Annotated in this window: 25 protein-coding genes; all 25 read left to right on the top strand. The window is 59.4% G+C overall.

Annotated elements, in window-relative coordinates:
* Positions 1-5 precede the first annotated feature (5 nt).
* The 25 genes from rplV (at position 6) to JJB74_RS04545 (ending at position 13253) form a co-directional block, all read left to right on the top strand.
* Positions 6-335, top strand: coding sequence for a 50S ribosomal protein L22 (gene rplV, locus JJB74_RS04665; RefSeq protein ID WP_200590611.1), 330 nt, complete (start codon positions 6-8; stop codon positions 333-335).
* A 9-nt stretch (positions 336-344) separates the two neighbouring features.
* Positions 345-1154, top strand: a complete 810-nt coding sequence (gene rpsC, locus JJB74_RS04660; protein ID WP_200590610.1) for a 30S ribosomal protein S3 — start codon at positions 345-347, stop codon at positions 1152-1154.
* 2 nt (positions 1155-1156) lie between these two features.
* Positions 1157-1576 (top strand): 50S ribosomal protein L16, encoded by a 420-nt coding sequence (rplP, locus tag JJB74_RS04655; RefSeq protein ID WP_200590609.1) that lies wholly within the window; start codon positions 1157-1159, stop codon positions 1574-1576.
* A 12-nt stretch (positions 1577-1588) separates the two neighbouring features.
* Entirely contained in the window at positions 1589-1783 is a 195-nt protein-coding gene (gene rpmC, locus JJB74_RS04650; RefSeq protein ID WP_200590608.1) for a 50S ribosomal protein L29, read from the top strand.
* Positions 1780-2052 carry a 30S ribosomal protein S17 gene (gene rpsQ / locus JJB74_RS04645; RefSeq protein WP_200590607.1) on the top strand — a complete coding sequence of 91 codons (273 nt, stop codon included), beginning with the start codon at positions 1780-1782 and terminating at the stop codon, positions 2050-2052. Before rpmC ends, rpsQ begins: the two co-directional genes overlap by 4 nt.
* 248 nt (positions 2053-2300) lie before the next feature.
* Positions 2301-2669 carry a 50S ribosomal protein L14 gene (rplN, locus tag JJB74_RS04640; protein WP_200590606.1) on the top strand — a complete coding sequence of 123 codons (369 nt, stop codon included), beginning with the start codon at positions 2301-2303 and terminating at the stop codon, positions 2667-2669.
* 9 nt (positions 2670-2678) lie between these two features.
* Positions 2679-2993, top strand: coding sequence for a 50S ribosomal protein L24 (rplX, locus tag JJB74_RS04635; RefSeq protein WP_200590605.1), 315 nt, complete (start codon positions 2679-2681; stop codon positions 2991-2993).
* Between the two features lie 5 nt (positions 2994-2998).
* Positions 2999-3538 carry a 50S ribosomal protein L5 gene (gene rplE / locus JJB74_RS04630; RefSeq protein WP_200590604.1) on the top strand — a complete coding sequence of 180 codons (540 nt, stop codon included), beginning with the start codon at positions 2999-3001 and terminating at the stop codon, positions 3536-3538.
* 7 nt (positions 3539-3545) lie between these two features.
* Positions 3546-3851: a 30S ribosomal protein S14 gene (gene rpsN, locus JJB74_RS04625; RefSeq protein WP_200590603.1), complete on the top strand. Its 306-nt coding sequence runs from the start codon at positions 3546-3548 to the stop codon at positions 3849-3851.
* A 14-nt stretch (positions 3852-3865) separates the two neighbouring features.
* Positions 3866-4261 (top strand): 30S ribosomal protein S8, encoded by a 396-nt coding sequence (gene rpsH, locus JJB74_RS04620; protein WP_200590602.1) that lies wholly within the window; start codon positions 3866-3868, stop codon positions 4259-4261.
* An 11-nt stretch (positions 4262-4272) separates the two neighbouring features.
* A complete protein-coding gene (rplF, locus tag JJB74_RS04615) occupies positions 4273-4809 on the top strand; it encodes a 50S ribosomal protein L6 (protein WP_200590601.1) in 537 nt (178 codons plus the stop codon).
* A 12-nt stretch (positions 4810-4821) separates the two neighbouring features.
* Entirely contained in the window at positions 4822-5184 is a 363-nt protein-coding gene (rplR, locus tag JJB74_RS04610) for a 50S ribosomal protein L18 (protein ID WP_200590600.1), read from the top strand.
* A 12-nt stretch (positions 5185-5196) separates the two neighbouring features.
* Entirely contained in the window at positions 5197-5715 is a 519-nt protein-coding gene (rpsE, locus tag JJB74_RS04605; RefSeq protein ID WP_200590599.1) for a 30S ribosomal protein S5, read from the top strand.
* 9 nt (positions 5716-5724) lie between these two features.
* Positions 5725-5904 (top strand): 50S ribosomal protein L30, encoded by a 180-nt coding sequence (rpmD, locus tag JJB74_RS04600; RefSeq protein WP_200590598.1) that lies wholly within the window; start codon positions 5725-5727, stop codon positions 5902-5904.
* Positions 5905-5931: 27 nt separating this feature from the next.
* Positions 5932-6363, top strand: a complete 432-nt coding sequence (rplO, locus tag JJB74_RS04595) for a 50S ribosomal protein L15 (protein WP_200590597.1) — start codon at positions 5932-5934, stop codon at positions 6361-6363.
* Between the two features lie 25 nt (positions 6364-6388).
* On the top strand, positions 6389-7720 hold the full coding sequence (secY, locus tag JJB74_RS04590) for a preprotein translocase subunit SecY (protein WP_200590596.1): 1332 nt from the start codon (positions 6389-6391) through the stop codon (positions 7718-7720).
* 22 nt (positions 7721-7742) lie between these two features.
* Entirely contained in the window at positions 7743-7961 is a 219-nt protein-coding gene (gene infA, locus JJB74_RS04585; RefSeq protein WP_005663428.1) for a translation initiation factor IF-1, read from the top strand.
* Positions 7962-7997: 36 nt separating this feature from the next.
* On the top strand, positions 7998-8111 hold the full coding sequence (gene rpmJ, locus JJB74_RS04580) for a 50S ribosomal protein L36 (RefSeq protein WP_012081231.1): 114 nt from the start codon (positions 7998-8000) through the stop codon (positions 8109-8111).
* Between the two features lie 27 nt (positions 8112-8138).
* Positions 8139-8504, top strand: a complete 366-nt coding sequence (gene rpsM / locus JJB74_RS04575; RefSeq protein ID WP_200590595.1) for a 30S ribosomal protein S13 — start codon at positions 8139-8141, stop codon at positions 8502-8504.
* A gap of 33 nt (positions 8505-8537) precedes the next feature.
* Complete coding sequence (gene rpsK / locus JJB74_RS04570) at positions 8538-8942, top strand: 30S ribosomal protein S11 (protein ID WP_200590594.1); 405 nt, start codon at positions 8538-8540, stop codon at positions 8940-8942.
* A 179-nt stretch (positions 8943-9121) separates the two neighbouring features.
* Positions 9122-9745, top strand: coding sequence for a 30S ribosomal protein S4 (rpsD, locus tag JJB74_RS04565; protein ID WP_200590593.1), 624 nt, complete (start codon positions 9122-9124; stop codon positions 9743-9745).
* A 122-nt stretch (positions 9746-9867) separates the two neighbouring features.
* Entirely contained in the window at positions 9868-10845 is a 978-nt protein-coding gene (locus JJB74_RS04560) for a DNA-directed RNA polymerase subunit alpha (RefSeq protein ID WP_200590592.1), read from the top strand.
* Positions 10846-10987: 142 nt separating this feature from the next.
* Positions 10988-11383, top strand: coding sequence for a 50S ribosomal protein L17 (gene rplQ, locus JJB74_RS04555; RefSeq protein ID WP_200590591.1), 396 nt, complete (start codon positions 10988-10990; stop codon positions 11381-11383).
* Between the two features lie 104 nt (positions 11384-11487).
* Positions 11488-12471, top strand: coding sequence for an ATP-binding cassette domain-containing protein (locus JJB74_RS04550; protein WP_200590590.1), 984 nt, complete (start codon positions 11488-11490; stop codon positions 12469-12471).
* Positions 12472-12473: 2 nt separating this feature from the next.
* Positions 12474-13253 carry an ABC transporter permease gene (locus JJB74_RS04545; RefSeq protein ID WP_200590589.1) on the top strand — a complete coding sequence of 260 codons (780 nt, stop codon included), beginning with the start codon at positions 12474-12476 and terminating at the stop codon, positions 13251-13253.
* Positions 13254-13266 lie beyond the last annotated feature (13 nt).

The following is a 13266-nucleotide window of genomic DNA, read 5'->3' as shown; positions in this document are numbered from 1 at the left end:
CGAACATGGAAACTAATGCAACCCTCCGTGGCGTGCGCCTGTCGGCCCAAAAAGGCCGCCTCGTCGCCGATCTGATCCGCGGCAAGAAAGTTGATCAGGCTCTGAATATCCTGGCCTTCAGCCCGAAAAAGGGCGCGGTCATCATCAAGAAGGTGCTCGAGTCCGCAATCGCGAACGCCGAGCATAACGATGGCGCGGATATCGACGAGCTGAAAGTCAAGACGATCTACGTCGAGAAGGCACCCGTCCTGAAGCGCTTCACCGCGCGTGCGAAAGGCCGTGGCGATCGTATCTCTAAACAATCCTGTCACATCTTCGTGACTGTCGGTAACTAAGGAGTCGCGATGGGACAGAAGATACATCCGACCGGTTTCCGCCTCGCCGTCACCCGTAACTGGGGCTCGCGCTGGTACGCCGGTAACAACAACTTCGCCGACATGCTTGGCGAAGACCTCGAGGTCCGCAAATACCTTAAAAAGAAGCTGAAGAACGCCTCGGTCGGCCGCGTGGTCATCGAGCGTCCGGCGAAGAACGCGCGCATCACGATTTTCAGCTCCCGTCCGGGCGTTGTGATCGGCAAGAAAGGCGAGGACATCGAAGTACTGAAGTCCACGCTGTCGAAGATGATGGGCGTGCCGGTGCACGTGAACATCGAAGAAATTCGCAAGCCGGAAACCGATTCGCAACTGATCGCCGATTCGATCGCTCAGCAGCTCGAGAAGCGAATCATGTTCCGTCGCGCAATGAAACGCGCAATGCAGAACGCGATGCGCCTGGGCGCGCAAGGCATCAAGATCATGTCATCGGGCCGTCTGAACGGCATCGAGATTGCTCGTACCGAGTGGTATCGCGAAGGTCGTGTGCCTCTGCACACCCTGCGTGCCGACATCGACTACGGTTTTTCGGAAGCTGAGACCACCTACGGCATCATCGGCATCAAGGTGTGGGTCTACAAGGGTGATCGCCTCGCCAGCGGCGAAGCGCCGACCGTGGAAGCCGCGCCGGAAGACGACAAGAAGCGCCGCGGCCCGCGCCGTGACGATGGTCGCCCGGGTGCAGGTCGCCCGCCGCGCGGTCGCCGTCCGGACGGTCAGGGTGCCCCCTCCGGTGAACCGGGCGCCAAGCGCGTTCGCACCAATAAGCCAGGAGCTTAATCATGCTGCAACCAGCACGCAGAAAATATCGCAAAGAGCAGAAGGGCCGTAACAAGGGCATCTCGCACGAGCGCGGCACTTCGGTGTCCTTCGGCGAGTTTGGCCTGAAGGCGGTTGCGCGTGGCCGCATCACCGCGCGTCAGATCGAAGCAGCGCGTCGCGCGATGACCCGTCACATCAAGCGTGGCGGCCGTATCTGGATCCGCATCTTCCCGGACAAGCCGATCTCCAACAAGCCGGCCGAAGTCCGTATGGGTAACGGTAAGGGTAATCCGGAGTACTACGTCGCCGAAATCCAACCGGGCAAGGTGCTGTACGAAATGGACGGCGTTGACGAGTCCCTGGCTCGCGAAGCCTTCCGCCTGGCCGCAGCCAAGCTGCCGCTGAGCACCACCTTCGTCGTCCGTCAGGTCGGCCAATAAACGGAGTGAACAATGAAAGCATCCGAACTCCAAGATAAAGACTCGGCAGGCCTGAACAAGGAACTGACCGAACTGTTGAAAGCCCAGTTCAGCCTGCGCATGCAGCGCGCGACCCAACAGCTGAGCAATACCTCGCAGCTGAAGAAGACTCGCCGCGACATCGCTCGCGTGAAGACTGTACTGGCTCAGAAGGACGCGAAGAAATGAACGACCAAGTAAAACAAACGCCCAAGCGTACGCTGGTCGGCGAAGTGGTCTCGGACAAGATGGATAAAAGCGTCACCGTCCTGATCAAGCGCCAGATGAAGCACCCGCTGTACGGCAAGATCATCGAGCGTTCCAAGAAGTATCACGCTCATGACGAGAGCAACACGGCTAAGGTCGGCGACCTGGTGGAAATCCAGGAAGGCCGTCCGGTCTCCAAGACCAAGGCCTGGCACGTGACCCGCGTGGTGCAAACCGCGCAAATCGTGTAATTGGTATTGCGTGGCAGGCAGTTTGCTGCCATAATGCGCAGCTTCCTCGAGTGAGTATCGCTCGGGGCGCTGCGTATAGTTGTTCTGCATCCTGGTGCAATCCCGCAGCAGTGATGCAGTAGATGTGATTCCGAAAATCGTCCACCCAAACAGCCTGCTTGATTCTGAGTGTGCTGGCGGGACCAAGACTGACCGCGAGATACCGCAATCCGGCGGAGCAAGCGGGTAAAGTTGGGAAAGAAAATATCATGATTCAAACTGAAAGCCGGCTCGAAGTAGCCGACAACACCGGCGCGCGCGAAGTGCTGTGCATCAAGGTCCTGGGTGGTTCCAAGCGTCGCTATGCCAGCATCGGCGACATCATCAAGGTCACCGTGAAAGATGCAACCCCGCGCGGCCGCGTCAAGAAGGGTGAGATCTACAACGCTGTCGTCGTGCGCACCGCCAAGGGCGTTCGTCGTCAGGATGGCTCCCTGGTCAAGTTCGACGGCAATGCCGCTGTGCTGCTGAACAACAAACTCGAGCCAATTGGCACGCGCATCTTTGGACCGGTTACCCGTGAACTGCGCACCGAGCGCTTCATGAAGATCGTCTCCCTGGCGCCTGAAGTTCTGTAAGGAGTCGATATGAGCAATATTCGTAAAGGCGACGAAGTCATCGTCCTGACCGGTAAAGACAAGGGCAAGCGTGGCGCTGTATCGCGTCGCGTGAATGAAGATTATGTTGTCGTGGCCGGCGTGAACGTCGCCAAGAAGGCGGTCCGCCCGAATCCAATGACCGGTACCACTGGCGGCATCGTCGACAAGGAGATGCCAATTCACGTGTCCAACGTCGCGATTTTCAACGCGGCCTCGGGCAAGGCAGATCGCTTGGGCAGCAAGGTCGTAGACGGCAAGAAGGTTCGCGTCTACAAGTCCAATGGCGAAGTCGTTAAGGTGTAAGAATCATGGCCCGTTTCCAGGAACTGTATAAAGAGAAAGTCGTCGGCGAGTTGACCAAGCAGTTCAACTACAAGTCGTCGATGGAAGTGCCGCGCCTGCTGAAGATCACCCTGAACATGGGTCTGTCGGAAGCCGTTGCGGACAAGAAGATCATCGAAAACGCCGTTGGCGATCTGACGAAGATTGCCGGTCAGAAGCCGGTGGTGACCAAGTCCCGCAAGGCAATCGCAGGTTTCAAGATCCGCGAGAACGTGCCCATCGGCTGCATGGTGACCCTGCGCGGCGAGCGCATGTATGAATTCCTCGATCGTCTGATCACCGTGGCCCTGCCGCGCGTGCGTGACTTCCGTGGCGTGTCCGGCAAGGCGTTCGACGGCCGCGGCAACTACAACATCGGCGTGAAAGAGCAGATCATCTTCCCCGAGATCGAGTACGACAAGATCGACGCGCTGCGTGGCATGAACATCAGCATCACGACGACTGCCAAGACCGACGAAGAAGCCAAGGCTCTCCTCGCCGCATTTAAATTCCCGTTCAGAAACTGAGGTTGCCATGGCAAAACTCTCACTGATTAACCGTGAAAAGAAGCGTGCCGACCTGGTGCAGAAATACGCTGGCAAGCGCGCTGAACTGAAGGCAATCATCGACGACCAGTCGAAGTCGGAAGAAGAGCGTTACGAAGCGCGCCTGAAACTCCAGGCCCTGCCGCGTAATGCAAACCCGACCCGTCAGCGCAACCGTTGCGCATTGACCGGCCGTCCCCGTGGCACCTTCCGCAAGTTCGGTCTGGCCCGTAACAAGATCCGTGAAATCGCCATGCGTGGCGAAATCCCGGGCATGACCAAAGCCAGCTGGTAATAGGAGAACAAGCAATGAGTATGAGCGATCCTATCGCCGATATGCTGACCCGCATCCGCAATGCACAGGGCGTGAAAAAGACCTCGGTTGCGATGCCGTCGTCCAAGCTCAAGGTTGCGATTGCCAACGTCCTCAAGGACGAGGGTTACATTGAAGATTTCGCTGTGACCGAAGCAGACGGCAAGGCGGAACTGAAAATCGGTTTGAAATATTACGCCGGCGCCCCGGTGATCGAGCGCCTGGACCGTGTGTCCCGTCCCGGCCTGCGGATCTACAAGGGCAAGGATGATATCCCCAGCGTAATGAATGGCCTCGGCGTGACCATCGTGTCGACCCCGAAGGGTGTGATGACCGACCGCAAGGCACGCCAGACCGGCGTGGGCGGCGAGATCATTTGCTACGTGGCCTAAGGAGAAGAAGCATGTCTCGTGTAGGTAAGATGCCGATCGTCCTGCCAGCAGGTGTGGAAGTAACGATCAGCGAAAACTGGATTACCGTTAAGGGCCCTCTGGGCACGCTGACCCAGGAAAACAAGGGCGGTCTGGTGAACGTCGCTAACGACAATGGCACCTTGAACTTGGCGCCTGCCGATGAAAGCCGCGAAGCGAATGCCATGTCCGGCACGATGCGCGCGCTGCTCAATAACATGGTTACCGGCGTGACCAAGGGTTTCGAGCGCAAGCTGACCTTGGTTGGCGTGGGTTACCGTGCTGCGGTTCAGGGCAATGCGCTGAATCTTTCCTTGGGTTTTTCGCATCCGGTCGTGTTCGACCTGCCGGAAGGCGTGACCGCCGTCACCCCGACTCAGACCGAGATCGTGGTGAAGGGTGCCAACAAGCAGCAAGTTGGACAGGTCGCCGCTGAGGTGCGCGCTTTCCGTCCGCCGGAGCCTTACAAAGGCAAGGGTGTTCGCTACGCTGATGAGCGCGTGGTGATCAAGGAAACCAAGAAGAAATAACAGGGGCTGACGATGGACAAGAAACAATCACGTCTGCGTCGCGGACGTCAGGCTCGGATAAAAATCGCCGAGCTGAAAGTAAACCGCCTGGCGGTGCACCGGACCAATCTGCATATCTATGCGCAGATCATCAGCCCGGACGCCAAGGTACTGGCTTCGGCCTCAACGCTGGAAGCCGAAGTGCGCCAGCAGCTCGCTGGTCAATCCGGCGCGGGCGGCAATGCTGCCGCTGCTGCACTCGTGGGCAAGCGCGTCGCCGAGAAGGCACTTGCTGCCGGCGTGACGGAAGTCGCGTTCGACCGCTCGGGTTTCCGTTATCACGGCCGTGTGAAGGCTGTGGCAGAAGCGGCTCGCGAAGCCGGTCTGAAGTTCTAAGGAAAAATCATCATGGCAAAGATGCAATCGAAAATGCAAAGCGACAAGCCGGATGATGGCATGCGCGAGAAGATGATTTCGGTCAACCGCGTGACCAAAGTGGTCAAGGGCGGCCGGATCATGGGCTTTGCGGCGCTGGCAGTCGTCGGCGACGGCGACGGCCGTATCGGCATGGGCAAGGGCAAGTCGAAGGAAGTGCCTGTGGCCGTGCAGAAGGCGATGGAAGAAGCCCGTCGCAAAATGATCAAGGTTCAGCTGAAGAACGGTACGCTGCAACACACCGTCGTTGGCAAACATGGCGCCTCCTCGGTGCTGATGTCGCCGGCGAAGGACGGTACCGGCGTGATCGCCGGCGGCCCGATGCGCGCGATCTTCGAGGTGATGGGCGTGACTAACGTGGTGGCCAAGTCTAACGGCTCGACCAACCCGTACAACATGGTCCGCGCTACCCTGGACGGTCTTTCGAAGATGAATACCCCGGCGGAAATTGCGGCCAAGCGCGGCAAGTCTGTCGAGGAAATCCTGGGCTAAGGTGACGACATGGCAAATACCATCAAGGTGCAACTGGTCAAGGGTCTGATCGGCACGCGTCAGGACCACCGCGCAACCGTGCGCGGCCTGGGCCTGCGCCGCGTAAATTCCGTCCGCGAACTCGAAGACACGCCGGCAGTGCGCGGCATGATCAACAAGGTTGCGTATCTCGTGAAAGTGGTGTCGTAAGCCCTCGGCTTGCGCACGGAGCAAAGCATGGAACTGAATAACATTCAACCGGCAGCAGGCGCCAAGCACGCCAAGCGTCGCGTCGGTCGTGGTATCGGCTCGGGCCTGGGCAAGACCGCCGGCCGTGGTCACAAAGGTCAGAAGTCGCGTTCGGGCGGCTTCCACAAGGTCGGCTTCGAAGGCGGTCAGATGCCGCTGCAGCGTCGCCTGCCGAAGCGTGGCTTCAAGTCGCTGGCGACGCCGTACAAGGCGGAAGTTCGCCTGTCCGACCTGCAGAACCTGCCGGTCGAAGACATCGATCTGCTGGCACTGAAGCAAGCCGGCGTCGTGTCTGACTTGGCGCGCGTCGTTCGTGTGATCGCCTCCGGCGAACTCACGAAAAAAGTCAGCCTCAAAGGCTTGATCGCAACCAAGGGCGCCAAAGCCGCAATCGAAGCCGCTGGCGGCTCGATAGCGTAATACGGCCCCCTGATCGGAGTACCAAGTGGCGACGACTCCCCAACTGGCCAAAGGCGCGGCGAGCGGTTTTCCGTGGAGCCGCCTGTGGTTCCTGCTCGGCGCCCTGGTGGTCTATCGGATAGGCGCGCACATCCCGGTGCCGGGCATCGACCCGACCCAGTTGGCGCAACTGTTCAAGCAGAACCAGGGTGGCATTCTGGGGATGTTCAACATGTTCTCGGGCGGTGCACTGTCGCGTTTCACAGTGTTCGCGCTCGGTATCATGCCGTACATCTCTGCGTCGATCATCATGCAGCTGCTTTCCATCGTGTCGCCGCAACTTGAGGCGATCAAGAAGGAAGGCGAAGCAGGGCGACGCAAGATCACGCAATACACCCGTTACGGCACGCTGCTGCTGGGCTCCTTTCAGGCGCTCGGTATCGCGGTGGCACTGGAGTCGCAGCAAGGATTGGTGCTGGATCCGGGCTATGCATTCCGCCTCACCACGGTCGTGACTCTCATTACTGGCACCATGTTCCTGATGTGGCTGGGCGAGCAGATCACCGAGCGCGGTCTGGGTAATGGTATTTCGATCATCATCTTCGCCGGTATCGCGGCGGGTCTGCCGAATGCTCTGGGTGGGCTTTTCGAACTGGTTCGCACCGGCTCGATGAATGCTCTGTCTGCCATTCTGATCTGCATCATCGTTGCCCTCGTGACCTTTGCGGTTGTGTTTATCGAGCGCGGTCAACGCAAGATCCTGGTGAATTATGCGAAGCGCCAGGTTGGCAACAAGATCTATGGCGGCCAAAGCAGTCACCTGCCGCTGAAGCTCAACATGGCAGGTGTGATTCCGCCGATCTTTGCGTCGTCGATCATCCTGTTCCCGGCAACGCTGACAAGCTGGTTCACCAGCGGTTCTAGCTCGAACGCCTTCGTGCGTTTCCTGAAGGACCTGTCGGCATCGCTGGCGCCGGGTGAGCCGATCCATGCGCTGTTGTATGCGATTGCGATTGTGTTCTTCTGCTTCTTCTATACCGCCCTGGTCTTCAACAGCAAGGAGACCGCGGACAACCTGAAGAAGAGCGGAGCCTTCGTTCCGGGTATCCGTCCTGGCGAGCAAACCGCGCGCTATATCGACCGCATCCTGATGCGCCTGACGCTGGCCGGTGCGGTGTATATCACGCTGGTATGTCTGTTGCCGGAATTCCTGATCGCGCGCTGGAAGGTGCCGTTCTATTTCGGCGGCACCTCGCTGTTGATCATCGTTGTCGTAACGATGGACTTCATGTCGCAGGTACAGAACTACGTGATGTCGCAGCAATATGAATCGCTGCTGCGCAAGGCAAACTTCAAGGGCGGCATCCCGTCGCGGTAAGCGGGATGTGACGGACGGACGCATGGCAAAAGACGACGTTATTCAGATGCAGGGCGAGATTCTCGAGAATCTGCCAAATGCCACATTCAGGGTGAAGCTTGAAAACGGGCATGTAGTGCTGGGACACATTTCCGGAAAGATGCGAATGAACTATATCCGCATCCTGCCGGGCGACAAGGTGACGGTGGAGCTCACGCCATACGACCTCTCGCGCGCCCGCATCGTGTTCCGTACCAAGTAATTCGATTGAACCAAGAACTATAGGAAGAGGGCCAACATGAAAGTGCTCGCATCAGTGAAGCGGATCTGCCGCAACTGCAAGATCATCAAGCGCAAAGGCGTCGTTCGTGTCATCTGCATCGAACCCCGCCACAAGCAGCGCCAAGGTTAATTAACGTTATTGATCGAGGAATAACGAATGGCACGTATTGCAGGGGTTAACATCCCCAACCACCAACACACCGTGATCGGCCTGACCGCCATTTTCGGTATCGGCCGTCCGCGCGCTGAAGAGATCTGCGCAACCACCGGCGTGGCGACCAACAAGAAGGTCAAGGACCTGGACGACAACGAGCTGGAAAAGCTGCGCGACGAGATCGGCAAGTTCGTCGTCGAAGGCGACCTGCGCCGTGAAGTCTCCATGAACATCAAGCGCTTGATGGACCTGGGTTGCTACCGCGGCCTGCGTCATCGTCGCGGCTTGCCGGTTCGCGGCCAGCGCACCCGCACCAACGCTCGCACCCGCAAGGGCCCGCGCAAGGCAGCGCAAGCGCTGAAGAAATAATCCGAAGCAGCATCGGGATTCAAGGAAAAGACCATGGCTAAAGCACCAAACAACGCCGCCGCCTCGCGCGTGCGCAAGAAAGTCAAGAAGAACGTTGCCGAAGGTATCGCGCACATCCACGCGTCCTTCAACAACACCATCATTACGATCACGGACCGCCAGGGCAATGCCCTGTCGTGGGCAACTTCCGGCGGCGCCGGCTTCAAGGGCTCCCGTAAATCCACGCCGTTCGCTGCTCAGGTCGCGGCCGAAGCCGCAGGCAAGGTGGCTGTGGAGTTTGGTGTGAAGAACCTGGAAGTGCGCATCAAGGGCCCGGGCCCGGGTCGTGAATCGGCCGTGCGCGCTCTGAACAATCTGGGCATGAAGATCACCCAGATCCAGGACGTCACCCCGATCCCGCACAACGGCTGCCGTCCGCCGAAGCGTCGTCGTATCTAATTCAGATCGGCCGCGCATGCCGCTGCAAGCGGCATCGCAGTGCCCGCCAGGGGAGCTTGGCGGGTTTTGTTCTTAAGACCACCGTCAGTTCTCACGCCGAACTGACTAGCGCCTGGTAATCGGCAAGCCGCAATAATCGGCAACCGTCGCCTGGGGCGTCATCAACAAAGGAAAATATCGTGGCACGTTATACCGGTCCTAAAGTTAAACTGTCCCGCCGTGAAGGCACCGACCTGTTCCTGAAGAGCGCCCGCCGCTCCGCAGATTCCAAGGGCAAGATGGATTCGAAGCCGGGCCAGCATGGCCGCACTTCGGGCGCCCGCACTTCCGACTTCGGCAACCAGCTGCGTGAAAAGCAGAAGGTCAAGCGCATCTACGGCGTACTCGAGCGCCAGTTCCGTCGCTACTTCGCTGAGGCTGATCGTCGCAAGGGCAACACCGGTGAGAATCTGCTGAAGCTGCTGGAAACCCGCCTCGACAACGTCATCTATCGCATGGGCTTTGGTTCGACCCGCGCCGAGAGCCGCCAGCTGGTGTCGCACAAGGCGTTCACCGTGAACGGTATCGTCGTGAACATCGCTTCCTACCAGGTCAAGCCGGGCGACGTGATCGCCGTGCGTGAAAAGGCCAAGAAGCAGACCCGTATCGTCGAGGCGCTGTCGCTGGCCGAGCAGGTTGGCATGCCGACCTGGGTCGCCGTCGACTCGAAGAAGATGGAAGGCACCTTCAAGAGCGTGCCGGAGCGCAGCGACATCGCTGGCGACATCAACGAATCGCTGATCGTCGAACTCTACAGCCGCTAATCCGGCTGACCGCAGTCTTGTAGCACCTGCTGTACCGTGCCCGCCGCTTGTCCGGCGGGCTTTCCACTAGTGCCGTCAGCCTTATCGGTGTAACGAGCCGAGGGTATTGAAAAGGACCATCCATGCAAAACAGCCTGTTGAAACCCCGAATCATCGAAGTCGAGGCGCTTGGCGCCGGCCACGCGAAAGTGACCATGGAGCCGTTTGAGCGCGGCTATGGCCATACGCTGGGCAATGCGCTGCGTCGCGTTCTGCTGTCGACGATGATCGGTTTTGCGGCCACCGAAGTGACGATCGCCAAGGTCGTGCATGAGTACTCGTCGCTGGACGGCGTGCAGGAAGACGTCGTTGACCTGCTGCTGAACCTGAAGGGCGTGGTGTTCAAGCTGCACAATCGCGACGAAGTGACGCTGACTCTGAAGAAGGATGGCGAAGGCCCGGTCTTCGCATCGGACATCGATCTTCCGCATGACGTCGAGATCATCAACCCGGATCACGTGATCGCTCATCTGACCGCCGGCGGTTCGCTCGACATGCAGATCAAGGTCGAGAAGGGCCGTGGTTATGTGCCGGGCAATGTGCGTCGCCTGTCCGAAGACACCAACAAGACCATCGGCCGCATCATCCTGGATGCCTCGTTCTCGCCGGTTCGCCGCGTGTCCTATGCAGTCGAGTCCGCTCGCGTTGAGCAGCGTACCGACCTGGATAAGCTGGTCATGAACATCGAGACCAATGGCGTGATCTCGCCGGAAGAAGCGATTCGCCAGGCCGCGCGCGTGCTGGTCGACCAGCTGAACGTGTTCGCCGCGCTGGAAGGCACCGAAGCCGCCGCTGAAGCGCCGTCGCGTGCACCGTCGGTCGACCCGATCCTGCTGCGCCCGGTCGACGACCTGGAACTCACGGTCCGTTCCGCGAACTGCCTGAAAGCCGAGAACATCTACTACATCGGCGACCTGATCCAGCGCAGCGAGAACGAACTGCTGAAGACCCCGAACCTGGGCCGCAAGTCGCTCAACGAGATCAAGGAAGTGCTCGCTTCGCGCGGCCTGACCCTCGGCATGAAACTCGAAAACTGGCCGCCCGCCGGTCTCGAGAAGTAATTGCAGTAGCCGGTGAAGAAACGCTGGAGGCGCGTCGCGTCTTCAGCTATCATCCACCGTTTTTCAAACTAGCCTTACCGGCCCGCGCCGCATCCTGCGACGATAGAAGAGCTGGAAACAAACTCAATCGAAAGGAAATACCATGCGTCACCGTCACGGCCTTCGCAAGCTGAACCGTACCTCCGCTCATCGCCTCGCAATGCTGCGCAACATGTCGATCTCGCTGCTGCGCCACGAAGCAATCAAAACTACCGTTCCGAAAGCCAAGGAACTGCGCCGCGTTGTCGAGCCGCTGCTGACCCTGGCCAAGACCGACAGCCTCGCCAACAAGCGCCTGGCATTCAACCGCCTGCGCGATCGCGATATCGTCGTCAAGCTGTTCAATGAACTCGGCCCGCGCTATGCCAACCGCAACGGCGGTTATACCCGCATCCTGAAGATGGGTTTCCGCGTTGGCGACAATGCGCCGATGGCATTCGTCGAACTGGTTGACCGTCCGGAAATCACGGAAGCCGTTGAAGACACCAGCGGCGAATAAGACCTGAAAAGGTCTTCATGCGGCCTGCGCAAAAGCGTGCCGCATGAACGATGTACAATCCGAAGCCAGGCAACCGCCTGGCTTTTTTTATTACCCATACCCGCATGACTTCCACCCCGGCGGCCTTGAAGCCGCAAACTACGGCGGCGGGCATCCCGGGCGCCGATTCAATCCTCATCGTCGACAAGCTGCGCAAGAGCTATGGCAGCGGCGACGCGCGCCAGCTCATCGTCAATGGCCTGTCCTTCGCGTTGCGACGCGGGGAATGCTATGGCTTGCTTGGACCGAACGGCGCCGGCAAGACCACGACGCTGCGCCTGTGTCTCGGGCTGACCTCTCCCGACGACGGTAGTGTCACACTCGTCGGCCACAAGGTGCCAGCGGATGCGCGCGCAGCGCGGCTGCGTGTCGGCGTGGTGCCACAGGGCGACAATCTCGATCCTGACTTCACGGTCTCCGAAAACCTGCTCGTCTTTGGCCGCTACTTCGGCATGCCGGATGCAGTGATCCTTGAACGCATACCGAAGCTGCTCGAGTTCTCGAACCTGACGTCAAAGAAGGACGCACGTATAGGCGAGCTCTCCGGCGGCATGCGCAGGCGTCTCACGCTTGCGCGCTCGCTGGTCAATGATCCGGACCTGATCTTCATGGATGAGCCGACCACCGGCCTCGATCCTCAGGCAAGGCACATGATCTGGGAGCGCCTGAAGACGCTACTGGCCGAAGGCAAGACGATCTTCCTCACAACCCACTTCATGGATGAGGCAGAGCGCCTATGCGATCGCCTGGCCGTCATCGATCTTGGCCGCATGATCGCCGAAGGCTCGCCGCGCGACCTGATCGCCGCGCACATCGAGTCGCAAGTGGTGGAGGCCTACGGTGAAAACGCGCTGAGCTGGGGCGAAACCGTCGGTCGTCGGCTTGCCGCGCGCTACGAGGTCAGCGGCGAGACCGTCTTCTGCTACACCAATGATGCGCAGCCGCTGGTCGACAGTCTGTCGACCACGCCCGGCGTGCGCTACATCCACCGACCGGCGAACCTGGAAGACCTGTTCCTGAAGCTCACCGGCCGCGAAATGAGGGACTGACGATGATGAGCTATGCGCTGCCGTCGTTCTCGACGCGCTTCATCCCGATCTGGCGCCGCAATTTCCTGGTATGGAAAAAACTTGCAGTTGCGAGCGTGCTGGGCAATATCGCCGATCCGCTGATTACCCTCATCGCTTTCGGCTATGGCTTGGGCAGCCTGCTGAAGAGCATCGATGGCATTCCGTACATCCACTATCTGGCATCCGGCTCAATCTGCATGTCGGTGATGATGGCCGCTTCCTTCGAGGCGCTGTATTCCGCGTTCTCGCGCATGCACGTGCAGAAGACCTGGGAAGCGCTGCTGAACGCGCCGCTGGACCTGGACGATGTGGTTCTGGCCGAAATGCTATGGGCCGCAACGAAGTCGCTGTTCTCCGGCATTGCAATCCTGGTGGTGATGTTCCTGCTCGGCATCGGCCTGCATCCGCATACGCTGCTCGCGCTGCCGCTGCTGTTCCTGGTCGGCATGACCTTCGCTTCACTGGGCCTGGTGTTCAATGCGATTGCCAAGGGCTACGATTTCTTCACCTACTATTTCACACTGGTATTGACGCCGATGATCTTCGTCTCGGGCGTGTACTATCCGGTCACGCAGCTGCCCGGCTGGCTGCAAGTCATTTCACACTATCTGCCACTTGGCGCCGCGGTGCGCCTGGTACGGCCGCTGATCCTCGGCGAATGGCCGGTGGATGCTGTCGGCAATCTGATGGTGCTGCTGGCGTATTGCCTTGGTGGCTTCTATGTCGCCACGCTGCTGACGCGCCGTCGCCTGCTGAAGTAAGCGAAGGACAGGA

Source organism: Noviherbaspirillum pedocola (genome assembly GCF_016632335.1).
Lineage (GTDB): Bacteria > Pseudomonadota > Gammaproteobacteria > Burkholderiales > Burkholderiaceae_D > Noviherbaspirillum_A > Noviherbaspirillum_A pedocola.
The sequence above is the reverse complement of the archived record's forward strand: the minus strand, read 5'-3'. Positions and strand labels throughout refer to the sequence as shown.